Annotated in this window: 19 protein-coding genes and 5 pseudogenes; 10 read left to right on the forward strand and 14 right to left on the reverse strand. The window is 56.1% G+C overall.

Features of this window, described 5'->3' with window-relative positions:
* Position 1: 1 nt before the first annotated feature.
* The 4 genes from cybH to RHSP_RS08315 all read right to left on the reverse strand — a co-directional run bounded on the left by cybH (position 2) and on the right by RHSP_RS08315 (position 5,664).
* The gene (gene cybH, locus RHSP_RS08300; RefSeq protein ID WP_004112862.1) at positions 2-730 is read right to left on the reverse strand and encodes a Ni/Fe-hydrogenase, b-type cytochrome subunit; all 729 of its coding nucleotides are present in this window, start codon (positions 728-730) and stop codon (positions 2-4) included.
* Complete coding sequence (locus RHSP_RS08305) at positions 727-2,517, reverse strand: nickel-dependent hydrogenase large subunit (RefSeq protein ID WP_004112865.1); 1,791 nt, start codon at positions 2,515-2,517, stop codon at positions 727-729. The genes cybH and RHSP_RS08305 overlap by 4 nt, the downstream gene beginning before the upstream one ends.
* Positions 2,514-3,626 (reverse strand): hydrogenase small subunit, encoded by a 1,113-nt coding sequence (locus RHSP_RS08310; protein ID WP_004112868.1) that lies wholly within the window; start codon positions 3,624-3,626, stop codon positions 2,514-2,516. The genes RHSP_RS08305 and RHSP_RS08310 overlap by 4 nt, the downstream gene beginning before the upstream one ends.
* A 94-nt stretch (positions 3,627-3,720) precedes the next feature.
* Positions 3,721-5,664, reverse strand: a complete 1,944-nt coding sequence (locus RHSP_RS08315; RefSeq protein WP_004112870.1) for a flavin-containing monooxygenase — start codon at positions 5,662-5,664, stop codon at positions 3,721-3,723.
* Positions 5,665-5,681: 17 nt separating this feature from the next.
* Here RHSP_RS08315 and RHSP_RS34565 point away from each other — a divergent pair, with 17 nt between their 5' ends.
* Positions 5,682-5,855 (forward strand): hypothetical protein, encoded by a 174-nt coding sequence (locus tag RHSP_RS34565; protein ID WP_154660802.1) that lies wholly within the window; start codon positions 5,682-5,684, stop codon positions 5,853-5,855.
* A gap of 606 nt (positions 5,856-6,461) precedes the next feature.
* On the opposite strand, the gene RHSP_RS08320 is transcribed toward RHSP_RS34565, so the two are convergent.
* On the reverse strand, positions 6,462-7,484 hold the full coding sequence (locus RHSP_RS08320; protein ID WP_240535393.1) for an L-histidine N(alpha)-methyltransferase: 1,023 nt from the start codon (positions 7,482-7,484) through the stop codon (positions 6,462-6,464).
* A 754-nt stretch (positions 7,485-8,238) separates the two neighbouring features.
* Between RHSP_RS08320 and RHSP_RS08325 the strand changes: the two genes are divergently transcribed.
* The 5 genes from RHSP_RS08325 to tnpB all read left to right on the forward strand — a co-directional run bounded on the left by RHSP_RS08325 (position 8,239) and on the right by tnpB (position 11,574).
* Entirely contained in the window at positions 8,239-9,417 is a 1,179-nt protein-coding gene (locus tag RHSP_RS08325) for a cytochrome P450 (RefSeq protein ID WP_051043313.1), read from the forward strand.
* A gap of 34 nt (positions 9,418-9,451) precedes the next feature.
* The gene (locus RHSP_RS08330; RefSeq protein WP_004112880.1) at positions 9,452-9,670 is read left to right on the forward strand and encodes a ferredoxin; all 219 of its coding nucleotides are present in this window, start codon (positions 9,452-9,454) and stop codon (positions 9,668-9,670) included.
* Positions 9,671-10,187: 517 nt separating this feature from the next.
* Positions 10,188-10,880: a porin gene (locus RHSP_RS08335; RefSeq protein WP_004112883.1), complete on the forward strand. Its 693-nt coding sequence runs from the start codon at positions 10,188-10,190 to the stop codon at positions 10,878-10,880.
* Positions 10,802-11,245 carry an IS66-like element accessory protein TnpA gene (gene tnpA / locus RHSP_RS33465; protein ID WP_015341991.1) on the forward strand — a complete coding sequence of 148 codons (444 nt, stop codon included), beginning with the start codon at positions 10,802-10,804 and terminating at the stop codon, positions 11,243-11,245. The genes RHSP_RS08335 and tnpA overlap by 79 nt, the downstream gene beginning before the upstream one ends.
* Entirely contained in the window at positions 11,242-11,574 is a 333-nt protein-coding gene (gene tnpB / locus RHSP_RS33470; RefSeq protein ID WP_081598427.1) for an IS66 family insertion sequence element accessory protein TnpB, read from the forward strand. Before tnpA ends, tnpB begins: the two co-directional genes overlap by 4 nt.
* Here the strand turns inward: tnpB and RHSP_RS08345 are convergent.
* Genes RHSP_RS08345 through RHSP_RS08355 form a run of 3 tightly spaced genes read right to left on the reverse strand, consistent with a single transcriptional unit; the run spans position 11,482 to position 14,335 of the window.
* Positions 11,482-13,587 carry a recombinase family protein gene (locus tag RHSP_RS08345; RefSeq protein ID WP_240535394.1) on the reverse strand — a complete coding sequence of 702 codons (2,106 nt, stop codon included), beginning with the start codon at positions 13,585-13,587 and terminating at the stop codon, positions 11,482-11,484. The two genes, tnpB and RHSP_RS08345, sit on opposite strands and share 93 nt — an antisense overlap.
* Positions 13,584-13,847 (reverse strand): hypothetical protein, encoded by a 264-nt coding sequence (locus RHSP_RS08350; RefSeq protein WP_037136419.1) that lies wholly within the window; start codon positions 13,845-13,847, stop codon positions 13,584-13,586. The genes RHSP_RS08345 and RHSP_RS08350 overlap by 4 nt, the downstream gene beginning before the upstream one ends.
* Before the next feature lie 26 nt (positions 13,848-13,873).
* Positions 13,874-14,335 carry a helix-turn-helix domain-containing protein gene (locus RHSP_RS08355; protein ID WP_004112894.1) on the reverse strand — a complete coding sequence of 154 codons (462 nt, stop codon included), beginning with the start codon at positions 14,333-14,335 and terminating at the stop codon, positions 13,874-13,876.
* A 304-nt stretch (positions 14,336-14,639) separates the two neighbouring features.
* Between RHSP_RS08355 and tnpC the strand changes: the two are divergent.
* Positions 14,640-15,472 (forward strand): annotated as a pseudogene (tnpC, locus tag RHSP_RS08360) (IS66 family transposase).
* Here the strand turns inward: tnpC and RHSP_RS08365 are convergent.
* The 3 genes and pseudogenes from RHSP_RS08365 to RHSP_RS35520 all read right to left on the reverse strand — a co-directional run.
* The gene (locus tag RHSP_RS08365; protein ID WP_004112912.1) at positions 15,363-17,318 is read right to left on the reverse strand and encodes a recombinase family protein; all 1,956 of its coding nucleotides are present in this window, start codon (positions 17,316-17,318) and stop codon (positions 15,363-15,365) included. The pseudogene tnpC and the gene RHSP_RS08365 sit on opposite strands and share 110 nt — an antisense overlap.
* A complete protein-coding gene (locus RHSP_RS35515) occupies positions 17,311-17,487 on the reverse strand; it encodes a hypothetical protein (protein WP_240535395.1) in 177 nt (58 codons plus the stop codon). The genes RHSP_RS08365 and RHSP_RS35515 overlap by 8 nt, the downstream gene beginning before the upstream one ends.
* A 106-nt stretch (positions 17,488-17,593) precedes the next feature.
* A pseudogene (locus tag RHSP_RS35520) lies at positions 17,594-17,710 on the reverse strand (hypothetical protein); the annotation flags it as partial.
* 77 nt (positions 17,711-17,787) lie between these two features.
* Between RHSP_RS35520 and RHSP_RS33480 the strand changes: the two are divergent.
* Positions 17,788-17,976 (forward strand): annotated as a pseudogene (locus RHSP_RS33480) (transposase domain-containing protein); the annotation flags it as partial.
* Positions 17,977-18,073: 97 nt separating this feature from the next.
* On the opposite strand, the pseudogene RHSP_RS08375 reads toward RHSP_RS33480, so the two are convergent.
* Together RHSP_RS08375 and RHSP_RS08380 are read right to left on the reverse strand one after the other, a co-directional pair.
* Positions 18,074-19,090: pseudogene (locus RHSP_RS08375) on the reverse strand (radical SAM protein); the annotation flags it as partial.
* Positions 19,091-20,004: 914 nt separating this feature from the next.
* Positions 20,005-20,457 carry an SgcJ/EcaC family oxidoreductase gene (locus tag RHSP_RS08380; RefSeq protein WP_004112919.1) on the reverse strand — a complete coding sequence of 151 codons (453 nt, stop codon included), beginning with the start codon at positions 20,455-20,457 and terminating at the stop codon, positions 20,005-20,007.
* Between the two features lie 1,179 nt (positions 20,458-21,636).
* On the opposite strand from RHSP_RS08380, the gene RHSP_RS08385 reads away from it, so the two are divergent.
* Both RHSP_RS08385 and RHSP_RS08390 read left to right on the forward strand, forming a co-directional pair.
* Positions 21,637-22,575: a LysR family transcriptional regulator gene (locus tag RHSP_RS08385; protein WP_004112925.1), complete on the forward strand. Its 939-nt coding sequence runs from the start codon at positions 21,637-21,639 to the stop codon at positions 22,573-22,575.
* Between the two features lie 205 nt (positions 22,576-22,780).
* Positions 22,781-23,830, forward strand: coding sequence for an AraC family transcriptional regulator (locus RHSP_RS08390; RefSeq protein WP_004112928.1), 1,050 nt, complete (start codon positions 22,781-22,783; stop codon positions 23,828-23,830).
* A gap of 603 nt (positions 23,831-24,433) precedes the next feature.
* Here the strand turns inward: RHSP_RS08390 and RHSP_RS08395 are convergent.
* Positions 24,434-24,653: pseudogene (locus RHSP_RS08395) on the reverse strand (hypothetical protein).
* Positions 24,654-25,097 lie beyond the last annotated feature (444 nt).

Below are 25,097 nucleotides of genomic sequence, written 5' to 3' on the forward strand. Positions count from 1 at the left end.
CCTAGTCCTCGTTGTGCTTGGACAGCCGCTCGCCCGAAATCATCGACGAAACGATGCTCTGGCGGCTGACGATGTCCTCGCGTACCGCGATATAGATATGGATCATCACGAAGATCAGGATCACCCACATTCCCAGATGATGAAGGGTATGAACGGACTGGCTGTTCGGCCAGATGAAGAATACCCGACCAAACAGCCTGTATGCCCAGCTGTCGTGGCCGACGCTTTCGCCATAGAGCGCAAATCCGGTGATCACCATGAATGTCAGCGGCAGCGTGAACGTCACGAACATGACGAATTGCGACAGCGGATTGTGGCCAGCATATTTCAACGCGCGTCCAGTAAGGAATGTGTAAACGCGCACCTCGTGCAGCCATTCGCTCCAGAACCGTCCGCTCCAGAAGGGAACGTAGAAGATTTGGCGTGCATGCACGTTGCCGACGAAGACCCAGTAGATTCTGAGGATCAGGGCCACGGCCAGGATCTGCCCGGCGGCGAAATGGACAAAACGGATATAGCCCATCAGGAAATTGGCGCTCGCCTCGCCGGGTGCCGCCGCCAATGGGCTGCCGATGAAATAACCCGTCAGCGCCAGCGCCAGGATGGAGAAAGCGTTTATCCAGTGCCAGAGGCGAACGGGCGCCTCGTAGGCATACACGTTTTCGCGCTCGCTGGCGCGTTCGTCATCGGCGTTTGAGATAGCAGAGATGCTCATGATCGTCCTCCTCATCTGACTTGGACCTTGGCCATTTCCTGTCCGTCCGGGCTCATGATATGGGTGGAGCATGCAAGGCACGGATCGAAGGAATGGAGGGTTCGGAGGATTTCGAGCGGCTGCGACGGATCCGACATAGGCGTGTCAATCAGTGAGGCCTCGAACGCGCCGATATTGCCGTGCGGATCGCGCGGACTACCGTTCCAGGTGGTCGGCACCACACATTGATAATTGTCGATCTTGCCCCCCTTGATCTTGATCCAGTGTGCGAGGGCGCCGCGCGGGGCCTCGGTGAAGCCGACGCCCTTGACCTCGCAAGGCCAAGTCTCCGGCTTCCATTTGTCGATGAAGGCGGTGGCGCTGTCGCCGGCCTTGATATTGGCGACCAGCTTGTTGTGGAAATAGCGCATCTGCCGGCCTGCCCAGACGGATTCGAGCGCGCGAGCGGCGGTACGCCCTAGTGTCGAAAATAACGCCGCGGTCGGCAGGCCGAGGTCCTTCAGGACCTTGTCGACGGGATCCTTGAATTCTGCCTTGCCCTGGGCGTAGCCCAAGACCCAACGGGAAAGCGGGCCGACTTCCATGGCGTGGCCGCGCCAGCGCGGCGCCTTGATCCAAGAATATTTTCCGCCTTCGTCCAGCTCTTGAATGTTGGTCTTGGTGCCCTTGGCATTCGGCCCAAGCTCGTAATGCGGCACGGTGACACCGTCCCAGGGATGCAAGCCCTTGGCCTCGTCCGGATATTCGTACCAGGAGTGACTGACGAATTCCTGGATCTGCTCTGGATCGGAATGGTCGACTGGCAGGACTTCGTTGAAATTGCCATTAATGATCGCACCGCGCGGAAGCTTCAGGCTCGCCTCCGTGTAGTCATTTGCGTGTTCCGGCACGTCGCCATAGGCAAGCACGTTCTTGCCCGACAACCCGCCGCCGAACAGCCAATCCTTGTAGAAGGAACCGATCGCCATGATGTCCGGTAGGTATACCTTCTCGTTGAACTCGATCAGCTGGTCGATCACCGACGAAATTTGGTTTAACCGTTCCATTGTAATCGCGCCGACGGCTCCCGTGCCGTCGAGGTTGATCGGACAGGGCACTCCGCCGACCAGCCAATTCGGATGCGGATTTTTCCCGCCGAAGATCGTGTGGATCTTGACGATCTCCCTCTGGAAATCGAGGGCTTCGAGATAGTGTGCTACGGCCATCAGGTTCGCTTCAGGCGGCAGCTTATAGGATAGATTGCCCCAGTAGCCGTTCTTGAATGGACCAAGCTGGCCGGATTGGACGAACTTTCTCAGCCGTGTCTGGATGTCTTTGAAGTAGCCCGGCGAAGACAATGGCCAATCGGACACCGATTGGGCAAGCGCCGAGGTGGCCTTCACATCGGCCGTGAGGGCAGATATGACATCCACCCAGTCGAGCGCATGCAGGTGATAGAAATGCACGACGTGGTCATGAACCTGCAATGCCAGCTGCATGAGATTGCGGATCGAATTGGCGTTTTCCGGAATGGTTATGCCGAGCGCATTTTCAACCGCCCGCACCGATGTGAGCGCATGGGTTCCGGTGCAGACGCCGCAGATCCGTTCCGTGAAAGCCCAGGCATCGCGTGGATCGCGATTTTTGAGGATGACTTCAATGCCTCGCCACATTGTGCCGGTGGAAACGGCATTGCGGATGATATTGTCCTCGTCGACATTGACCTCGACCCGCATGTGGCCTTCGATGCGGGTTACAGGATCGACCACAAGACGCTTGCCGGAATTGTCGAGCGTGAAGCCATCTGGCGTTTGGATGGTCATCGTGATCTTTCCTGTCCATTGCCGTTTTTAGGACCGGTTTTCCCGCGCTTGGCGGTGACCTGCTTGACGGCGCTGATTGCAGCATGGGCAGCAATCGCCCCACCGACAACACCAGCTGCGGTCATGCCCACCTGGTCTGCAGTGGCTTCCACGCCGAATGGGCTGACCTCGGTCAGTCGGGAGTAAAAGCTTCCTGCGTCCCAGAAATTTTGTTCCGAGCAGCCGATGCAGCCATGACCCGACTGGATCGGGAAAGAGACGCCGCCATTCCAGCGAACGGTCGAGCAGGCGTTATAGGTGGTCGGGCCTTTGCAGCCCATCTTGTAGAGGCAGTAGCCCTTGCGCGCGCCTTCGTCGTCCCACTCCTCGACGAACTGGCCGGCGTCGAAATGAGCGCGCCGATAGCACTTGTCGTGGATGCGCTGCGAATAAAACATCTTAGGCCGACCCTGATGATCGAGTTCGGGGAGCTTGCCGAACGTGGTGATGAAGGTGACGACGCCGGTCATCACCTCTGCGATCGGCGGACAGCCAGGCACTTTGATGATCGGCTTGTCGCGGATCACTTTGTCGATCGGCGTCGCCTCGGTGGGGTTGGGCGTTGCGGCCTGAACGCAGCCCGAAGAGGCACAGGTTCCCCAGGCGATGACAGCCAGGGCGCCTTCGGCCATCCATTTGAGTTTCTCGACGAAGGGTCGCCCGCCATCGATGCAGAACATCCCGCCTTCGTTGAGCGGCGGATTGCCTTCGACGGCAAGAATGTACTTGCCCTTGTGCTTCTCCTTGGTCTCTTTGAGGATCGCCTCGGCCTGGTAGCCGGCCGCCGCCATGATTGTATCGTCGTAATCGAGTGAAATCATCGACAGGACTACATCCTTGGCCAGCGGATAGGCGGAGCGGATGAAGCTTTCCGAGCAGCAGGTGCATTCGAGCCCATGCATCCAGATCACCGGCACACGCTCTTTGGTTTCAAGTGCCTCGGCCATCGCTGCGGCCGTATCGGAGCCAAGGCCGAGGCAGGCCGCCGTGAGGCTGCAGAACTTCATGAAACTGCGCCGGGTTATGCCCTGGCGACGGATAACATCGTAAAACGTTTCGGTCGCGGCCATCCTGCTCCTCCACCTTCCCACCCCTGAGGCCTTTTTATTCAGTGAGCGATTTTAATCCTCGATCTCAACTCGACCCCTGAGTGGCGACCGCTTTTCAAACCGCTTCAGCCGAGGCCTTTGACTGGTAGCCGACGTTCCCCATGATGTGGTAGTCACTGAGGTCTGCCTCCTTCGTTAGGTTCCAATAGTCGATAAGGCGCCAAGGGCTGTTTGTTACGATTCGCCCCCGGGCGTTGCGGAAATAAGTGGACATGCCGGGATGGCTCCAGATCATCTTCTGGTGCATTTCCTGGATCGTCCGGTTGTAGTGTTGATAAACGTCTTGCCGGCATTCCACCTCGGATAACTTCTTTTCTCCCATCTGGCGCAGAACGCTCAGCACGTAGTCCAGCTGGCTTTCGATCGTGAAGATGAAGTTCCCGCGATGACCGAGGGCTGTATTGGGGCCGTAGAGCATGAAGAAGTTCGGGAAACCCGGCATGACGCTACCAAGATACGCCTGACAGTCGTCATCGTCCCAAGCCTCACGTACTGTCACGCCATCGCGTCCGAATATCTGAACTGGAAGCAAGAAGCGTGTGATATCGTAGCCCGAGGCGACGATGAGAACATCTGCCTCATGGCTGTCGCCATTTATCGCTCGGATCGACTTGCCTTCGACCTGTGCAGCAGCGCTGTCCACCAGACTGACCTGCGGCTTCAGAAGGGTTCTGTACCAGCCATTGTCCAGGAGCATTCGCTTGCCGAACGGCGGGTAGGGGGGAATGACCTTCGCCAGTAGCTCGGGCCGCCCGGCGAGCTGTTCTTCGATATATCGTGTACACGTCTCGCGGTGGCCGTCGTTCAGCGCATTCACAGAGCGATCGGGATGCGGCCATGCCGGATCCTTCTGCAGGGATTCGTGCACTTGAGTATCAAAAATCCAACTCAGCCGGAGCCTATAAAGCCATTCGTAATGTGGTACCGCGCGGAGCAAGAACTGCATCGACTCGGGAACCGACATAAGAAATTTTGGAAAGGGTGCCGCCCATTGGCGCGATCGTTGGAAGATTGTCAGGGCGCTCACCCGATCGGCGATGGCCGGGACAATCTGCATTGCCGATGCTCCGTTTCCGATCACAGCCACGCGTTTGCCGTCGAGCGTAACCCCGGGATCCCAATTGGAGGTGTGCACCAACGGTCCGTCGAAGTCACGCAGCCCGGGAATGTTTGGCCATTTTGGCGTGGTAAATCCGCCCACGGCTGAAATGACCACATTGGTTACAAGGGTTTCTTCCCGCCCGTCTGGCAAGCGCAATCGAGAATGCCAAGTCCGGCTTTCCTCATCATAACGAGAAAACAGGCATTCCGTGCCGTAGCGGATTGAGCTTTCAATACCGAAGTCGCAGGCGACCCGGTTGAGATATTCATCAATTTCCTGCTGCAACGGGAAGAACTTACTCCAGTCGCCGCTGGCAAACGTGAAGGAGTATAGATGTCCGGGCGTGTCGACCCCGCAGCCAGGATAGCGATGTGAATGCCAGACCCCGCCTGTGCGGTCCTGCTTTTCAATCTGGATGTAAGAAACGCCCAGTTGTCGCAGCCGAACTGCGGCCGCGATGCCGGACATGCCGGCTCCGATGACAAGTATGCGGAAGTTGTCCGGCAAACACACCGGATCAGGAACCGCGCCTGAATACCTCCGCAGCTTGTGGATCATCATGTCAGCATATTCCGGCGGAATAGGCTCAGCTTCTGACATGGAGAGCATGCGGATCAATTCTTCTGCCGATAAGTCTGCCCTTGCGATGGGAACGCCTTGGCGCCAAGCCATGATGGCGCTCAGTGCTGCATCGCGAATCTCCGCCTGCAATTCGATTGCCAGACCACCGGAGTCGTTGTCGTCCCAGCCGCTCTTGGCAGGAATAAACCGCGGACCTAGCCAATATTCTCGTCCTGTGAACTGATAAAGCAGGAGCAACAAGGTTGGGATATTGGCCGAAGGGAGTGCTTCGGCGATACGCTGACGAAACTGGTCGATGTCTTCAAAGTGAGCCATGGATTAGGTTCCTGCGGTTGAAGGATCTGGACCAATCGTCCAAGGCCTCGCGCCTGGATGCGATTGCTGTCCAAGTTCGAGGGTTCCACGACGGGCGTTTGGGGAGATTCTGCAGCAATTCGGCAAATATCAATTCAAAACGCGCCGGACCGGTCGGCATTGATCGCCGCGAACAAAAAGCCGCCTATTGAGGCGCCGTCAGATTAGAGGTTATGACGACGATGAGGGTTTGCTCGTGCGTTCGTCGCGACCACCCAGGTACAACCTGATGCGTCTGCGTGGCCACCGTTCGATATTCCTCGGCGAACATGGCCTGTTCCTTCTTCGGGATCTGGAGCCTTCTGCTCTCGGATGACCGGGCATAGGTCCCGGCAGATAATTTGGCGCTAACATTTCGACATCTCCATGCGGTACCGTCGGACCGTGACGCGTCTGCAAATGCTTCGCAGCAATATGCGTGCCAAAGGAAAAAATGTTTTCTTGTTCAACATAATCGATCAAACCGCCCGGCGTTGCATATCGATCGATTGTCGCATATCGGACAAGGCCAAGTGATCTTGACCCGTTAACCGCCTGACGAGCGCGAGGGACTGCTGCCGACCTCCTCGCCGGGACATCGAGTTCGGGGCCGAGCGTCTCGGCCGCGAATGTTGCCCAATCCGTTATGCCCGATATTCCCTCGCGCTTTGGCCGAAAGGGCACGACAAATCGTTGCCAGACATGGGTGGAATGGCTGGTTATTGCCAATAGCATGCGAAGGATTGGCTCTTCGCCGGCAGCGGCGGCAGGACTTGTTCTTAGGTCGCCTTTTCCAGCACGTGAATGTCTGAGCCGGCGGCATCTGAAAGCACATCAACCGACACAAGCCCTGCCAGGTTCGCGCATTCTCTGAAAAACTCTTCCGAAAAAGAAAATGAGTTCTTCAAATGCAGCCGATCACCATTTTTAAGTTCGATGCTTTTTCCTTTGAGTCGAAACGACAAATTTCTATTCACCGTCGCGGTGTGGATCACCTGCATGAAGCTGTCATCACCTCTTATATCCGCCTCATACTCAAACACTCCTGGATCAAAGTTATCGTCGACGGGTAATTCTGCCTTCATTCGATAAAATACGTTTAGCTGAAATTCTGGATGCGCTTCGTAGTAGGCTTTTGCGACATTCCACCTCAGATCCGAGCCTATTGAGATCGCAAGCCAGCACTTCTCAGCGCTGTTCGATATCCTCCTCAACGCCTGGACAACCGCCGCAACCGGAGGAGCCTCACTTATGGAAGCGGCAAGATTCCCAAAAGTCCGCCCGAACATGACGACCAATGCCGTTTCCTCATCGGAAAAAAAGCGCCGCCCGGAAAAAATGTCATCTCGTATGAACTCGATCTTCAGGTCGAACGATGGTGGCGATCGCTCTATATCCGAGAGGAACTCGTTCGAGCGATCAACCAGTACGCAACGTGAGGTTTTTCCGCGCAACTCCGTTGCAAGGGGAAGGGTCTTCTGCTGAAATGCTCGCACTGTTCCGGGGCCAAAGTCGAGAATTGACACCCCTTTTTGAGATCGCTTGCCCTGAGGCCATCGGACATACTCTTTTACTCTCTGCTGAAGGTCTCGTGCCAACTTGATCTCGGCGTCGACCATATTGGTTGTCCCGGTATCCAACGCATTGTTCATCCTCTGGGTTTCAGCCCTTGCCCACAACAGCGAGCCGCTCATCGAATTGCCGTCCCGATCACATCCAGTGTGGTGAGCGTATTGTTCTGGACCTAAGTCTGGCGCATATTTTTGTTGAAACAGCTTCAAACTCGTTTCAAGAAAGCTCACAATTGCTCTCCTCTGTGGGTGGCGATGGATTGGCGACAGGCGAAACTTTTGCGCAAAAAATTCTTTTGCCCGTCGCATTGAGCGCACGGATCGTGGCGGCGGCTTTCTGTGCCATACGTATGGCGGTGTCTTTGCAGCTACCCACCTTTTTGTGTGGGGCCGACTGTCGGATTTTCCTCCTCCAGCAAGTCGGCGGCGGTTCAGGCATTATTCAGGCCAAGGCAGAACATCGTTTTAAAACAATGAAGTGCTACTCATGCGCCTTTGACCGTGTCCGGCATTGTCGGAAGCGCGACACCGTAATGTCGCGTGTTTGCTCGTCGACCTCTACGCCAAGTTGCTTGCGCGAGCGCGATCGCGTTTCACCGGTTTTTGTTAGCTCCTCGACACAAGCTTTTTCAGCTTGCTCGGGATCAAATAGCCGAAGAGCAACGGGAAGATCGCTTTTCGGCCGACCAAAGGGAACTGGCATGAATTTTGAACTCTCTCTGCGAGGCGATCAGCGCTGCCGGCACCTTGAGTGGCCTCATAATCGGGGGATGTCGGGTCGCGATCGACCGGACAACCAGATCGCGACGGTCAATAGCCGGAGTTGCCGAGTATCGCCACTCGCCCTCTTGGCTTTTCGATCGGCAGATGAAGAGCGGCAATGGGACTTCAGCCGTCAAAGAACATGACGGGCTAATGCAGCCAGCCGCCGTTCAGGAGAAATCAATTCGTGGGTGACCCAATTCCAGATCATGTTCCGCGCGAAATGGTGAGCGACTTCAGCTTGTTCACGTCACCCGGCATGCAACGCGTCTCCAATGGAGATCCTCATGGAGCCGCCGCTCGTGTTCACGCCGGACCACCAGTGTTTTATTCACTCCACAATACGCGTGATGGTCGTGGCACGTGGCTCAGAACCCGGGCCAAAGACCAACGCAAAGTGCTGCAGGACCCTGATACTTTTTCCAGCAATCGCAGCATTTTCGCCTCTGCGCTCGGTGACGACTGGCCGTTGATCCCACTCGAGCTTGATCCACCGGCCCACGGCATCTTTCGCTCCCTGCTTAACCCCCTGTTCTCGCCAAAACGAGTGATGGCGCTGGAAGCGTCTATCCGTGCGCAAGCGATCACCATTGTCGAAAAGATCTCCGTGTCGGGTAAAAGCTGCGAGGTGATGAAAGATTTTGCCATTCCATTCACAGTTGGCGTCTTTCTTCAGTTTTTGGGATTACCGAACGAGCGGCTCGACGTATTTGTCGGCTGGGCGAAGGCCTTGCTCCACGGAGATAAGGTCCAACGATCGGCAGCCGCTCGGTCTATTCTGGAGTTTATCGATGAACTTGCGGCCTTGCGCCGGAAAGAGCCTGCAGGCGACTTCATGACCTTCGTCGTGCAGGCACAGATCGATAGCCGCCTGCTGGCCGAAAACGAAGTCCGTGGCATCGGCGTACTATTGTTCGTCGCGGGGCTCGATACGGTCGCAGCCGCGATCGGCTTTGACTTGGCCCATCTGGCACGCAATCCAAAAGACCAAAATTTGTTGCGCAGTGAACCGGAACGGATCGTGCTCGCAACCGAAGAATTGTTGCGGGCATATTCGACCGTACAGATGATTCGTGTGGCAACGAAAGATATCGATTTCGAAGGCGCGCCGATTCGCAAAGGGGATTATGTTTGCTGCGCTACGATGATTGCCAATCGTGATCCGGCGGAGTTCGAGGATCCCAACGTGATTGACCTGGCACGCGAGGACAACTGCCACACCGCGTTCGCCGCAGGTCCCCATCGTTGTCTTGGTTCGCACCTTGCCCGGCGGGAGATCATCATCGGCTTGGAGGAATGGCTGTCTCATATTCCTCATTTCCGTATCAAAGAAGGTACGGCCCCCATAACCCATGGCGGCCATGTGTTCGGGATCGAAAATCTGGTCCTGGAATGGTCATAACTCGAGCGCCGCTATGCAGCTTCGGAGGTGCGGCATGCACATCATCGTCCACACTGCCAAATGCCAGGGACACGCGCGATGCTGGTTCCAAGCGCCGGAGATCTTCAAGTTGGATGAGGATGGTTATATCCTGCCCGGCAATATCGACGTTGCTGCAGGGAACGAATTTCGCGCATCCCGGGGTGCTCGATCATGCCCCGAACGTGCGCTGGAAATCACCCGCTCATTCGATACAGTTGGAGTCACGGCGTGAACTGAGGCTTTAGACCTGCAAGCGATAAGCAGACGGTTGATCGACGATCCACCCGTGTTTCAAAAGCTGCTACCTGCAAACATCATGCGCCGATGTCGCTCAGGTCTGTCTGACATGCGACAATGGCGGACTTGCCGGAGAGCTGCTTTAAGAAAGTTACTGCAAAACAAAGGGTTTTTCCTGCGGCATGCATATTGCTTCGAGCCATTTGCGAACGCTTCACGATCAAAGTCAACTGAGCGGAAATGTCGAAAATGTCAGCAAAATGCTCTCTGCCGCCGCCTACCTCCTGCCATCAGATTTCCGGACGTAATGGAGAGATCTGGTCTTGTCACCAAGGAATATTCAGGACGAATTGCTTCTCTTGAAAACGTAACGATAGTCCTTGCTTGCTCAGGGATGGGAATGAATCCCTGATCCCAAATCTCATGCATAAAATTCGCTTTCCAGGACGATTGTTGAGCACGCGTTTAGCGCGGGCGATGAATTTCTCTTTGACCCAAACATCGGAGCTTCAGTGAATATCAGACCCATTCTTCTCGGCGGGATTGCAACACTTTCAGTCGCGCCTTCCGTATGCGCTATCGATCAAGTCGTCGCCGTCGAGCCGGAACCGGCTGAACTTGTCCGCATCTGCGATGCCTACGGCAAGGGCTATTTCTATATCCCTGGATCTGAAACCTGCATGCAAGTCGGGGGTATGGTCCGCACGCAGGCATCGTCATACAATCCTTACGCCCCAGTTGAACCCAGCGGCACCACCTGGCTGACGCGAAGCGAAATCTATGTCAATGCGGCAACGGAGACTGAATATGGCCTCCTGAAGACGACGACGACTCTACGGTTCGATTATACGGACGATAGTAGCACGATCGGCGCCGATCTACCTGTGGCGAATATATCGCTTGGTGGTTTCCTCATCGGCCGCGCCGGCTCTCAATATAATGATTGGATCGGCTATGTCGGCAATGTCATCAATCCGGATGTAATCGGCAATGGCCCTCTCAAATTGAATCAACTTTCGTATTTTTATGATTGCGGCGTAAGCGCCGTCTCCGCCCCATTGAATTGGCTATATTTTGAGGCTTGCCGGGTGTGCGAGAAGGTTTCCAGGACTATCTGGAGATTTGCATGGCAGATGATGGATTTGTTGGGCGTTACGAAGTTGTCGAGCCGCGCCGCGGAAACCGGCGTTGGCCGGACGATGTGAAGGCGCGGATCGTGGCGGAAAGCCTTGAGCCTGGCGTTCGTGTTGTTGATGTCGCGCGCCGTCATGACGTTGTTGCGCACCAGCTTTCCTTGTGGCGCCGGCAAGTGCGCGAGGGCATTCTGGCGTTGCCTTTTGAGACTATGTCGGGCCAGTCGGAGAGCGGCGATGCCGAGCCTGCATTTGTGCCTTTGGCGATTGCGGCAGAGCCGAGCGAGGCTGTGAGTGTTTTGGCGCCGCCGCTGCCGGCGACGGTTTCGTCGGTCTTGACATTGGAGATCGGCCCGGACGTTGTGATGCGGGTTCCCGGCGATGTGCCGGTTGAACGTGTGGCGGCTCTGGTGCGAGCCATGCGAGGGACGGCATGATCGTCGCGGGCCAACGCCTGCCGATCCTGATTGCAACGCGGCCGGTTGACTTCCGCTGTGGGCATCAGGCGCTGGCTCTGATGGTGCAGACCGAATTGAAGCTCGATCCGCATTCCGGGGTGACGGTGATCTTCCGGTCGAAGCGCGGCGATCGCCTGAAGATCCTGGTGTGGGATGGCACCGGAATGGTGCTAACCTACAACGATCTGCATTCATACTGCATCTCTCTTTCGGATTCAGTTGAAGGTTTTGGCGTGTCTGGCATTTTCCTTATGGGCGGCGAGGCGATCGACGAGTTGGTTCCATCGACTGCATTGCTTTTGCGGTAAATCGCTCTTCGGAAGCTCGTACAGGTAATAGTGTCCGTTGTAGGCATGGCTGGTGACGAGGCCATGTTCAGCCCATCTGGCGAGGGTATGCTCATGGATATTGAGGTGTGCAGCCGCCTCCTTCTTTGTCAACATCCCACGATCCCGGAGCCGGTCATAGCGTGATCTCAGCTTGTATTCGCGAACAAGATAGGTGACGCGTTTGGTTGTGAAGCGGGCGTTGCGCTGGTCACGGCGCGTCACCGAGCCCGGACGGTATCCCTGATTGTTGAGAATGTCGGCGATCTCGGAAAAAATATGATCGTCGAGGAGTTTATCGATCAGTTGGATGACGTCGGGGCTCGTCTTGACCTGCTGGCTGGGCGATTTTGGGCTGATGGTGACGAGTGTCTGGGTTTTGCCGCCTTTGAAGCGAATATGAGCCTTGGTTGTGCCTCTCTTCGGTAGTTTGAGGAGGGTGACATCCTCAATGATGTGGGCAAGCAAGCGCTTTCGTTCGCGGTTCGGGGTCTCTGAATTGGTCCAGAGCTTTTTGAAGTCCGCCGTCATTGTGACCAACCGCTCTTGGACGGCCTTATTGAGGATGAATTGATCGTGCTCCTGGGCGCGCTCGCGCTCTTCGCGGGCATTAGCCAAGATGCGGAGCTTCTCGTTCCATTCCCCTTCGAGCGTGTCGGCGACAAGGCGGTTATTGGGATCGACGAGCATGAAACGGCGCTGGGCGAGATCGGCCTCGGTTTGGGCGCGCTCGATTGCGCGACAGCGCAGCCGGTCCGCCTCTTCATGTCGCGCTTCGATTTCTTTGCGGACTTCAATTGCCAGTTCGACGGCTGCCGGCGTCATCTGATCCGCGATCAACATGCCGATGGCTTCGTCGACGGGAGGAGCAGCGATCGCCTGGCACACGTGTTCTCCGCGATTGCTACGGGCGCGGTCACAAACGTACCAGGCTTCCTGTCGACCGCGTCGGGCAGCGTAGCGCATGTGAAAATGCCTGCCGCATTGCCCACACACGGCCCGTCCCTGCAGCAGCGCCGGTCCTTCCCGCGGAGGCGATGCGACACCGGCGTTCCATTTATGGCAGATGTTCGACTTTAGAATCCTCAGGTTCTCTTGGTGCTGCTCCCAGCTGATATAGCCGGGATGGGCATCTGGAATACACGCCGTCCAATCGTCGGTACCTTGTTCACGGACGAGCTTTTTGCCATCGATGGTTCGTCGATAGCGACGGCGACCATAGGCATAGGCTCCGGCGTAACGTGGATTATGCAGCACGCGCATCGCCGTCGAAGGCGTCAGTGGCCGAAAAACAGTCTGGCTATCGTGCAGGCGGGAGGGAAAGAGAATACCTTCCTGACGAAAGGCCTTGACGGTCTGGGAGGCGGATCCGACGCGAGAGAACGTCTCAAAGAAATGAGCAATCGTCTCTCTAATTTGCATGTCCGGATCGAGAGCCACATTGCCGGAATGGTCATAGACCAGTCCGGTTGGCAGGGGGCAACGGAACTCGCCGCGCCGTGCCTTGTTGAGAATACCGCCGCGCAGCCTTGCCTTGATCACATGCAGTTCGGCCTCACTCATTGTTCCCTTGAGGCCGAGCAGGAGGCGGTCGTTGAAACTTGCCGGGTCATAGACACCGTCCTCGTCGAGGATCAGGGTGTCAGCAAGGGCGCAGATCTCCAGTAGACGCTGCCAGTCGGCATTGTTGCGCGCCAGCCGGGAGACCTCCAGACCCATGACGATCCCGGCATGCCCCATGCCGACATCGCTGACCAGCCGCTGAAATCCCTCGCGCCAGACCGCCGATGCGCCGGATTCACCCTGATCGTTATCGATGACGATAATTTGCTCCTCGCGCCAACCAAGTGCGATAGCGCGCCCGCGAAGCGCATATTGCCGCATGGCGCTCTCGGTATTGTCGATGACTTGCCGCATCGAAGATTGGCGGATGTAGAGGTAGGCGCTGCGTTCACGGTGATGGGACTGGACTTTGAGGTGTACATTCATGTTCATGGTGCTCTCCGTTGGTGGATGCTCATGGCGATGGTCGCCAGGACATGAACGACGGCGCTGAGGTCGTCGCGCGCCGGTCGGGTGGCCAATGACAGGTAAAACGGGTCTTGATCAGGGCTTGCCGCCGCAGGCAGTGCACGGGCCCATCCCCACATGCCGCGGCGCAGAAAAAGCATGAGGCCGCTACGGGCCTTGAGCGGCAGAACTTCGCCGAGAGCTGCACTGCGCAGCATCTCGTACTGGTCCGCGATGGCCGGCAATGAACATGCCGGTCCCGTGGCAACGTCTAGCGGATCGTTTTTTTTAACACCCGCTCGATCGTCCTGGGATGAAGCTCGATATCGAGTTCGTTGCGGACCATCTTGGCGAGCTCGCGTGCATGAACGGGTACGCCCGGAACCAGCCTTGCCTGCAGAAATGCCAGGACTTTGTCGTCGACCTTGTGGGGCCCGCGGGGACCCGGCTTTGCCGGCACCAGTCCAGCAATCCCACTCGTGTCGAAGTTTGCCTTGGCCTGGTAGTAGGTCGGTCTGGAAACACCATACTCGTCGGAAGCGTCCGTTACCGAGACGTTGTCGACGGAGACGCGTCGCAGCATCTCGTATTTGACCTGGACGGCGTCGCGCGGATCGAAGAACTCGCTGCCGCGGAACTTCGGGTCGCGCACCTTCTCGGAATTTGGATTGAAGGTGCCCTCGTCGATGAGGGCATCCATCTTTGATCGCTTGCCGCCGTACTTCGCAGGCATTGCGGGCTCCGGGTATGAGATCGAGCATTAATGTAATGCTAATTATACCGCACTTCTGATTTGTATCAAGGACATTCTCTGAGCAAATTAGGGAAATATGCCATACAGCGAGTCCTCTTGCGGCATAATCTCGTTTACATTAGCGGCATAATTGTCCTTACACTCCGCTCGCCACCGCGCTGCCAACCTGTCACAAAGGTGTTCCACCATGTTGGCCAATTCCATCAAGTTCGAAACCAGCAAGAGCGCCCGCCCGTTGCTCGCGGCAACTTCCGGATCAACGCTCACAAGATTGGTCGACTACATGGCAAAACGGCTGCTGTTTGAAAGCACGCGGCTCTATGTCGACGAGACCACGGCTCCGGTGTTGGATCCGGGGCGAGGCAAGACGAAGACCGGTTATCTCTGGGCCGTGTTGCGTGACGACCGCGGCTGGAACGGTTCTGCGCCGCCGGGCGTGGTGTTCCATTATCGGCCCGGGCGTAAAGGCGAATATGCCGCTGAAATCCTCGACGGGTTCAACGGGACAATCCAGGTGGATGCCTACGGTGGTTACTCTCACCTCGCCACGTCGGACCGGATGGGCGGTGATCCCTTGAAGCTGGCTTTCTGTTGGGCGCACGGGCGCAGAAAGCTGATCAAGGCCGCGCCAAAGAGTGGATCGCCCATCGTCGACGAGGCGCTGGTGCGGATCGCCGCGCTCTACAAGATCGAAGGCAGTATCCGGGGCTCAGATCCCGAACATCGCCGGGCAGTTCGACAGGACCTGTCCCTCCCGCTGGTGGACGAATTCTTCACCTGGCTCGCAGCGCAAGCCAGCGCGTCTCACGCAAGTCCGACCTCGGAAAAGCCCTGGCCTATATGCTGACGCGGCAGGACGGATTCCGGCTGTTTCTGGACGACGGCCACGTCGATATCGACTCCAACCTGGTGGAAAACGCGATCCGCCGACCAGCCATGAATCGCCGCAATGCGCTCTTTGCCGGTAGCGACGTTGGCGCGACATACTGCTCATCTGACGATGTCCTTAAAATAAAAGGGGATTTTGAACCGGATCCTGAGATATCGGACGTCTTGATCGCCTGGCATCTGCTTCGCGGCGAACAGTGTCGTCTTGAAGGTCGGAAAGTTGAATGATCCAAGGCGCTCCAGCACATAGCTGTCGAGCGGGAAGGACGCCGCTGCTTACCATCCGATAAGCCGTAGCTCGACTTACCTTCAGAATGTCGGCGGTCTCGTCGAGGGTTCTCTCGCCGCGTTCAGCCCGTTCGCCTTCCCGATAGACGGGGATGCCGTGGATGTTGCGAAGACTGCAGACGTGGCTTCGTGTCCAGCTGGCGCCATGTCCAGTCCGCTTGCCGGAGCGGTTCAGGATCGCTGCGATTGACAAATCAGGTAACTGCCTTGCCAAGGCGCGCACGAGATCGACAACAATTTCCGTGATTAGTAGCCGAATGATCTTTTTGCGCGTCTCAATGGATACGCTGGGGCTGTCCCATGCCTGCCCCAGGTCCCTGCCGAGCTTCATCAGTCTTGCACGGTCATCTGCCGATAGCGCGGGCATGTCGCGGTCGGTCGAGAGCGTCTCAAGCTCGATCTCCAGGTCACGCAATTGGATCAGTTTCTCATTCCAGCGTCTTTCCAACTCGCCCGCGACCAACCGATTGTCGGGATCGACAGCGTCATACTGGCGCCGCGCTCGAGCAGCCTCATATTGTGCTTGCTTGATTGAGTTCTCGAGTTGCTGACGCTTATCGCTATGACGCTGCGTGTGCGCCTCCATTGCCTGCAACGCCGCCTCGATCCCGAGGGGTTGCAGTCGTTCGAGAACTTCCTGCGCGACGGCCCGATCGACGCGCATGCCACCGAACCCGATGCAGTTTGCAGCCGCCATGTCGCCGAATGTGCCGCGACAAACGTATCGCTGCGTGTTGCCGCCTTTCCCAGAATATTGAATATGCAGTCGACGACCGCAGCGACCGCAACGAAATAGTCCAGGCAACAAAGCTTCGCCACGCCTTATCGAACCCCGCCCTATGTAGCTTTTTCCATTCGCATTCTCGGCGATCAGATGCTGATTCCTTTCAAACTCGGCCCAGCTAATATAGCCTTCATGATGGTCGTGGATCAAAACTTCCCAGTCCTTCGAATTACGCCGCAACGTATCACGGATGACCCGTTTGCGCCCATCCTTGATCATCACCCGTGTCCCACGCCGGCCGTAGGCGTACGAGCCAGCGTAGACGGGGTTTGTCAGTATGTGATGAAGGGTATGATAAACCGGAGCTTTCCACTCGATCGGCGGTTTGCCGCGCCCTTGATTGACAGACGGAACCAAGACATTCTCTTGCCTGAACCAGAGCAACACCTGGCGGACGGTCTGCAGTTCGGCGAATTTACGAAAGACGAGCAGAATGCTCTCCTGAACGCGCCGATCAGGATCTTTCTCGACACGGGCATCATCCGTCTTCACATATCCGACGGCAACAGTCAGATGAAGTTCGCCGCGCCGCGCTTTTTGGCGCATGGCCTCGACGGATCGTTGCCGAAACACGGATAACTCCATCTCGCTCATCGTACCCTTCATGCCAAGAAGGAGACGATCGTTAGGCGAGCGCGGATCGTAAATAGCCTCTTCGTCAACGATCAGAGTGCCGACCAGACCACAAAATTCCAGCAACGTATGCCAATCACGGCCATTGCGCGCCAGACGTGAGGCCTCAAGCGATACGACTGCTCCCACCCGACCTTCACATATCGCCGCCAACAGCTTCTCGAATCCTGGGCGGGCGATGCCACCTCCGGATCGTCCAAGGTCATCGTCGACGATCTCGACGGTCTCCCAACCCAACTGTCGAGCACGCTCGACTAAGCCGTACTGCCGTCGTTGGCTTTCCAGGTTATTGGCAACCTGGTAGGCTGTCGACTGCCGGACGTAGACGAAGGCGCTAAGGCTAAGATGGTCGGCGGTAATCTTACTCATTGCCCGCCTCCTTTCCGCCGTCGGCGAACCGCTTGCCGGCCAGCTTTGCCGCCGCTTCCGTCAACAGTAATTGAAGGAGTGTTAAGGCTTCCCGGCGCTGGGTGTCGCTCAGGTCTACCGGCCGGGCTGTCACGAACAGATCCAATTGCATGCGAAATTGCTTTCTCATGGCTTATCCCTTCGGCTTCTTGAACCGAGCGAAAAGGTACGTGAGAATCAATGAATGCGCGCAGTTCAATAAGCTTGGCTGCCGAAAGGCGCGGCTCGGCTACAATCTCGATCGAACTTGCCGCAGGATCAAACATCCATGCGGGGATTTGAAATGAGCCACCATGGGCTTGTCGAATCAGCAGATAATGAACACCTTCGTGCTCATGGCTGCCGGTTACCAATACGGTTTGGTCAACCAGTGGATGGAAGGGATAAGTGACCGTGGACTCGAATGCCAGAAACCCGGCATTATGAACCCGGCTTCGAGGGAGGGGGCCGCAACTGGGCCCGGTTTGCCAGCCTGATCGGCACTTGTAAAATGAACAGCGTTGAACCCTACGCCTATCTGTGCGATCTCTTCGTCAGCCTCGCAAACGGCCACCTAGCAAAAGACATCGATGCCCTCATGCCCTGGGCCTACGCCGCCCGCATCAAGGCCTCACAATGAGCTCGTCAGGTACTCTTCGGTGAGCTCATTTGACGGGCCGTAGATCAACCTCAGATCACTGCAACTGAAAAATCGATGGGGCGTGGACGCCGCATACGTTTTGAACGTAGCCTTCGCCGCAACGACCGATGGCCGACGCGCCGAAGCCGATCACAGTTGGGCGTGTTTCGGCCGAGTAACCAAGCAAATTGCGCCGCAGACGACCAGTTCTCTCCGCTAATGCAAGCTCATCATCCGGCAGCGCGAAATGGTCGAGCCCGATTTGCAGATAGCCGGCAGCGGCTAACGTTTCGGCCATGACCGAGGCCTGCTCAGCGCGCCCGGCTATATCGGGCAATGCTGCCCGGTCAATCAGGAGCTGATTTTTTCTATAGGATAGATCGTGCGAATAACCGAAGACCGCGAGACGGTCGGGACGCATCTCAATAGCTAACTTCGCGCTCTGGCGACAGGACTGGACTGTTTGATAGGGCAATCCAAACATCAGGTCGAAATTGATGCGCCCTATTCCATGCAGGCGAAGGTTCTGGACGGCAGTCATCACCTGCGCCTCGCTCTGAACCCGGTTGATCGCCTTTTGTACGATGGGATCAAAGCTCTGCACACCAACGCTTGCGCGGTTCACACCGGCTTTCTCCAAGGCTTCGGCCATATCGGTGGTGAAGGTGCGCGGGTCGACCTCGATAGCGATGTTAGCCGCTTTCTCGAACGCGAAGTGGCCGCGCAAAAGTTCCATTAGCGACAGGAAGTCTGCTGGCGGCATGATGGTCGGGGATCCGCCCCCGAAGTGCACGTCGCTCACGCCAAGTGCCTTCGGCGCTTGCTCGGCGACCAAGCGGATCTCCTCACGGAGCATTGCTAGATAGTGGATGATCAAATTATCCAGACGAGTGATGCTCGTTGGAAAACCACAATACCAGCACATCGAGCGGCAAAATGGAATGTGCAGATAGAGCGAAACAGCGTCATCGGTTGGCAGGCTCCGCAGCCATTCCTCATACGTATGGGCGCCGATTGCAGAGGAAAACTCCTGTATCGTTGGATAGATGGTATACCAAGGTAAATGCGCCTCGCTATGTTTTTTCGAGATGAAAGTTGATGATGAGGCGCGCAATGACTTTCGTCTCCAGTCCGGCTTATCATGTCCAGATTTCACGCGTCGTCTTCCTTTCGATCAGATGGGATTCTGCGCTCGAGGGGTGCTTTTTCGCCGCCAGGCATCATGGCTTCCCGTCTTCCAATGCCGGTCGCCCGTTCCCGCCGCCCTTAAATCGCAAACGCAAAGGTCATTCCAGTCGAGTGAACGATCCAGGACTTGCGTATCATCGACGTCGCTGAAATGAGCTGTCCTTAGTTCGAATGCCGAAAGACGTTTGTGCTTAAATTCGGATTGTGACGATGACCCAACGCCTTGAAGCCAAATGCAACGTTGTCCTTTCGACAATGTCCGACATAGGACAAGCGCGCCGCCCAATCATCTCGATGTTTTGAATCCCATTTGTCGCTTGGCATGATGGATGCGTAGCTCCACAATGCACTGCGTCAAGGAGGAGGAGCCGTCCCGCGATCGGCCTCTCCGAGGAGGCGGGCACCGTTGCTGAGAGTGGGCTCTGGTCGAACGCTTTGAATTTGTACTCTGATTGATCGCTGCGCCGGCTAAGGGCGGAGAATCTGTTCGGCCCCTGGCGCCGGTTGACAGAAACGGCCTCAAAAGGTGACGGGCCGCGGCAGCCTCTTCCTCGCCGGCAATTTCGACCAGTGCTTTTGCAAGAACGACGGAGACGACGTGTCGACGAGGCCGCCGGAAGCCGCTTTTTCAAAGATGACGCCGGCATAGACCTTCATGCCATGACCCTTTCGGCGGTTTCAAGCTCACGTTATGGCCCGTCATACGATCCAGCGATTTTCGTTGGGAAGAAAGAACAGTGAGGCAAGTGTTGCTGGCGAAAGTTCTGGCTTGGAGTGATGAGCTGGAGTTCACCGCAAGCGTGTGCTGGCATATCGCCAGCACGCGTGCTCGAGCCATCCCTATGTCTCAGGCATCGATGAGGAGTGATGGGCTGTAATCATCCATTTTCCGTCCATGAATTCATAGGTGTAGGTGTAACGTGCGGGAATTTTGGTGCCATCGGCGAATGAAAAAGTATAAATGCCGCTGTCCGTTGCCATGTTACATCCGATCCTGATCACGCGCAGATCGATCGATCCTTTCGGCCGCTTTTTGAGAAAGTGCTCGAAATAAGCGGCTCGCTGCTCGTGTGTCAGGCGCGGTGTGTTCGACAGCGTCGGCAGCAGGATCGCATTTTCCGCATAATTCGCGGCAACTTTTTCGGAGTCGAGTGTTCTGAGCGACGCATTCCAGCGATCGAACAATTCTGCTACCTGCTGCTCGGTGATCGGAGCGCAGTTTACAGTGCCAGCGACGGCTTGCTGCAAAGATAAAGTGGAAAGTACCGCCGCGGCGGCAAGTGTAAGACGCATGCTTCATCTCCGGTTTTTGATTGCGCGATAGTTCTCGGCAGGGCTTCTCCTGACTGCTTTTGATTGCTTTCAGCGTCACTCTTGTGCCGTCGACGCCCCAGGTTCTCTGCAATCAATGGTCCGCCTGATGCAGCACCGCCATCAATTCGCAAAATCGATTGTTTGAATAGCACACATCCACGGCATCAATTTACACGCTAAACAGCGCATCCCTCGTTAGGAATCGCCGAGCCGGCCAAGCTCCTGCCGCGGCGCATCTCAGCAATCTGAAGTTAGGGGCTGCTCTCGATCAACGAGCTTCTTCATGACAAGTCGCGGCAAATGCAAAAGATAGGATGATTTGCCACGACGCTTTGCCCCTTATCGGATACATGGTTTTGCCTGTCCGGGAGGGTCGCCGCTCGCAGCCCTTCGATTGGACTTTTGCGGTTGGTGATTCCACTCAAGCAACCGAATATTTTTCGTGCCCGGCACTCTGATATGTCGAATTCCTCAAGCGAGTTCTGGAGGCCGCCGCGGGCTTCTTCCCACATGTTCGCGGAGTGCAATTTGGCTTTGCAAAATTGTGACCGCCTGGAGGGAAGAGCAAGCCAATTGAGCTTTTCTTTAAACAACTGACAATTTAGCGACGATGAGCGATCGGGCTCTCGGCGCTTCCGGGTGTTGCTGCGCGATTTTGCTGGAACGCAAGCTGAACCCGACCGGGCAGACACGTCGCAGTCAGGAGGCACGGCGTGCCCGAATCCCTTTTGAAGCACGGTGTCGACATGTCTTCCAGTAGCTCGTTCGAAGCCGCGTTCCAGGCAAGTTCGCCCACTGAAATTAACGATGTGCCAGTTCGGTCCCGTCCTGTCCAGCATCTGACACGCAAGAAGTTGGGCGTTGAAACCATGCGGCACCATCAAAGTGCCGTCAGAAAAAACTGGACGAAGCCAAACTCAACACCCTGGAGACTGTGAAAAATGCAACGGCAGGCAGTAGGCCATAATGTCCAGAATGTGAGGTTGCCTACAATCAAAACTGGTCAATTCAATCCTAAGATATCCGTATTACGCACTCAATAGTCTTTGCGATAATGATTGATCTTGCTTTGAAAGGTCACGACGTCAGATCTGCCCGCAAACATCGGAACACTACTGTTCTTTTCAACCCTCACGATAATTCTGGGGCTAAATCGGTATGCGTTTCAAGGGTCTTGATCTTAATCTTCTCGTCGCATTTGACGCTTTGATGACGGAACGCAACGTTTCGGCAGCGGCGCGCAGCATCAATCTCAGTCAGCCTGCAATGAGTGCCGCCGTCCGCCGGCTGCGCGACTATTTCGGCGATGACCTGTTTACGATGCAGAACCGGAAACTTATCCTGACGCCACGTGCGGAAAGCCTCGCCTCCGCGGTCCGAGAGACACTACAGCACATTCAACTCAACATTATTTCTGCAGATAGCTTCGCATTAGACGAACCGGAGCGACACTTTACGATCGCGCTTTGTGATTTCATGACGACAGTATTCTTCCGGAAAATCATAAAGCGTCTGGCAAGGGAAGCTCCCGCTGTCAGTTTCGAGTTAATTCCGCTCCCAGATAATCCGGACCAGCTTCTGCGGCGGGGCAAAGCCGATTTTCTAATTCTTCCGGAATTGTTTATGTCAAGCGCACATCCCAGAGCGAAGCTGTTCGACGAAAAGTTCGTGTCCGTTGGCTGTACGACGAATACGAAACTATCTGGTCAACTTACGGTCAGAGAGTATATGGCGATGGGCCACGTCACAGCTAAGTCTGGGGTTGGTCAACAGCAGTCGCTTGAGGACTTTTATTTATCGGAACGAGGTGTCAAAAGGCGTGTCGAAGTTGCCGTTCAGAGCTTCGGGATGGTGCCCGCAGCGCTATTGGGCACCGACAGGCTCGCAATTCTGCCTCTGCGACTGGTGAAGCATCTCGCACCATCTATGCCCTTGCGAATTGTGGAAAGTCCAATACCTCTTCCGGCGTTCACCGAGGGCATCCAGTGGCCAGCCTCGCATGAAAACGATCCGGCGAGCACCTGGATGCGTGAGATAATTCTGCAGGAGGCGGGCCGCGTAGCAAGTCCTTCGATGTGTCGCGAAAGTGACATTTAGGAGACCGAAATGAAACTGAACGTCTTTGAGTGGGTGCCGCCCACAAGATTACTGGGCGGATTTGGGCCTATTACGACGACGAGGTGCGGATGGACTTCCAGGGCTTCATGGGACTATGAGCTGAATTCGTTACCGCGGCGACTAACCGCAAATAGGCTCGCCAAGAGTGTAGTATCCCAATTGCAACCACGAACAGGCGTATCGGATGTTTCAAAGCAGCAGCCCCCATTTGACATTTAAGCGTGGTGGATCGTCATTTGATGGCATGATCGAAACACTCGGTACTGCCTTTGGTGAGTATAAAGCCGCGCTGGTCAGCCCTGTCGATGACTTCCAGTGGAGTCTGGATTTTTCGACCTGTGACTATGCCACCGTGATCAAGGGTTTTCATCAACACGAGTTTGAGTTTCAAATCCAGCCTACCATCAACGCTGTGCAGCATTTGTCGATTGTGCTACCGCGTAGCGGAGGCATGGGAGTGACCTACGCCTCGCGCGAAGCCACCGCTCGACCCGGTAAGTTGCTCCTATACAACAATCTTGAGCCAGAGAGCGTTGTGATGTATGGCCGATCGAACGTCATTGACGAGCTTTTGCTCGACTGGAATGTGATTCTGCAGACGCTTGATCAAACGTTCGAGACGCCATTCAGTGGATCATTGGACCTTCTGCCGGAATTGGAAACGTCGACGTCGGCCGGTCAAATGATCGGCTCTCTCGCGGAGACCGTCATTCGTGGGTTGCGCGATCCCTCAGTTCGATCCCCAATCGCAATGGCGCACGTCACTCAAGCTTTGGCCGACCTGATAGTACGCTTTGTCCCGCACAAGCTTTCGCACCTGCTCGACAGGAAGCCCTACATGATAGCCCCCAGGCATGTCCGGCGCGCGATTGAATATATGGAAGCCAATATCAGCCAGCCGATCAGAATGCCGATGGTCGCGAAAGCCGCGGGGGTGTCGACACGCGCATTGCAACTCGGGTTCCGTGCCTTCCGGGAGACCACGCCGGCCGCGTATTTGGCCATGCTTCGTTTGCGGGCGGCGCGGGTGGAGTTACTTGATCCGGCGAACGGGCATACAACGAGGGAAATTTGCTTGAAATGGGGATTTCTTCACTTCGGACGGTTCTCGGCGATGTACAAGGCAAGTTACGGGGAAAGCCCTTCTCACACGAGAAAGCGCGTCAGGGGTATGCAGCCCCGCTCTCGCCGGCAACCACAAACTGTGGTGGGCCATTCAATCTTGCGCAGATGATCTCTCGCGCGACAGATGATTGGATGCGTGTGGCGGCTTGCCGTGCGCGCCTCAGGCAGTCTCCTTAACTGCCCCGCTCTCCCGTGTCATTGAGCGATATCGATGTCTTTTCGGATCATTGCATGCCTCCTCTATGACCATCTTCATTTTTCGCGAACAGGATTCCTCCCGGACCGATTGTCTGGTATAGACCGGGCGCCCTGTCGCTGGCGCACCACTGCCACCCGCGTCAGCGCACCCGCCCCGTCATTGCTTGCCACGTGGAATGACAGGGCGCCTGTCGATCGAGCGCAATGATTGGCAAGAATGCAGGGGGGCAATTCCCTCGGCCGACCCATCAGCAATCGGTGTCATGGTATCAACCACGCCGCAGCCGGCGAACACCAGAGTGGATCACAGCCTGCATCGCGAGCCGTATGCCGCTTTCGATCCCATTGTTCGCCCGTCCTGTGCTGCCGACCGAAGCTCATCCCGGGACAAGAGAACCAAGCCGACGACGTTCTTAATTTCTTAATCAGCGTTGCTGAAGATGATTCGTGAAGGCAGCTGTGCTCGGACGGGGCATTCCGGAGCGAATTGCTACACCGTCAATGTTGCGAGGGCTTAGTCTCGCGCGCCTTCAAGGAGGCCGTCGTAGACGTCCATGAGCGCAGTGGTGATAGCCTGCCCGAGAGCATTGCCTGCTTGCCGGACTGCGTCTTCAGTTCCATCACGCGCAGCCTTTGGCGAGATCAAAACCCTGTTCGCCGACAATCTGCTTGGCAACTTCAATAGCCCAGATACCAAAGTCACCCCGGTTGTCGATCCCAATGCTTTCTTCCATTTTTCGTCCTATCCATTTATGCAGAGCGCTTTACACCTCCATTCCCGAAATGGCCGGCACTGCTGGCCATCGCCATCCAGCACTATGATGATTCGAATAAGTGTGAGCAGTCTTTCTCACAGTGCAAGCGGACGCTCCGTTGTTGGCCCATTGAGTTCAATAAGGACTTTAGTCGCACTTATCGGATGCAATCCATTCATCGCATGGATGCGCCACATCCAAATAATCGATTTTACGAATTAAGCGTTATGATCCATTAAAAAGGAACATCGTTTGATTACTATCAAATACATTGATGGCTATCGCAAGCGGTTCGCGAATGGACAAGTATTTGGTTGCAAAGCCGAACAGTAAGGAACCCAGCGCCACGAGCGATCCTATGGGCATGAGGGCTACAGCCGGCGGCAGACGAATGCCTTTTAGGCGCCCTCAACCCGGTGCCTT

The organism is Rhizobium freirei PRF 81 (assembly GCF_000359745.1).
GTDB classification, from domain to species: Bacteria; Pseudomonadota; Alphaproteobacteria; order Rhizobiales; family Rhizobiaceae; genus Rhizobium; species Rhizobium freirei.

Bases quoted from the DNA above. Each gene is read 5' to 3' on its own strand.
- RHSP_RS35515 (WP_240535395.1), bottom strand. From the start codon at position 17,487: ATGAGAAAGCAATTTCGCATGCAATTGGATCTGTTCGTGACAGCCCGG.
- RHSP_RS08390 (WP_004112928.1), top strand. From the start codon at position 22,781: ATGTTTCAAAGCAGCAGCCCCCATTTGACATTTAAGCGTGGTGGATCG.
- tnpA (WP_015341991.1), top strand. From the start codon at position 10,802: ATGGCAGATGATGGATTTGTTGGGCGTTACGAAGTTGTCGAGCCGCGC.
- RHSP_RS08380 (WP_004112919.1), bottom strand. From the start codon at position 20,457: ATGCGTCTTACACTTGCCGCCGCGGCGGTACTTTCCACTTTATCTTTG.
- RHSP_RS08330 (WP_004112880.1), top strand. From the start codon at position 9,452: ATGCACATCATCGTCCACACTGCCAAATGCCAGGGACACGCGCGATGC.
- tnpB (WP_081598427.1), top strand. From the start codon at position 11,242: ATGATCGTCGCGGGCCAACGCCTGCCGATCCTGATTGCAACGCGGCCG.
- RHSP_RS08310 (WP_004112868.1), bottom strand. From the start codon at position 3,626: ATGGCCGCGACCGAAACGTTTTACGATGTTATCCGTCGCCAGGGCATA.
- RHSP_RS08385 (WP_004112925.1), top strand. From the start codon at position 21,637: ATGCGTTTCAAGGGTCTTGATCTTAATCTTCTCGTCGCATTTGACGCT.
- RHSP_RS08305 (WP_004112865.1), bottom strand. From the start codon at position 2,517: ATGACCATCCAAACGCCAGATGGCTTCACGCTCGACAATTCCGGCAAG.
- cybH (WP_004112862.1), bottom strand. From the start codon at position 730: ATGAGGAGGACGATCATGAGCATCTCTGCTATCTCAAACGCCGATGAC.
- RHSP_RS08325 (WP_051043313.1), top strand. From the start codon at position 8,239: ATGGTGAGCGACTTCAGCTTGTTCACGTCACCCGGCATGCAACGCGTC.
- RHSP_RS08315 (WP_004112870.1), bottom strand. From the start codon at position 5,664: ATGGCTCACTTTGAAGACATCGACCAGTTTCGTCAGCGTATCGCCGAA.
- RHSP_RS08365 (WP_004112912.1), bottom strand. From the start codon at position 17,318: ATGAGTAAGATTACCGCCGACCATCTTAGCCTTAGCGCCTTCGTCTAC.
- RHSP_RS08355 (WP_004112894.1), bottom strand. From the start codon at position 14,335: ATGCCTGCGAAGTACGGCGGCAAGCGATCAAAGATGGATGCCCTCATC.
- RHSP_RS08345 (WP_240535394.1), bottom strand. From the start codon at position 13,587: ATGAACATGAATGTACACCTCAAAGTCCAGTCCCATCACCGTGAACGC.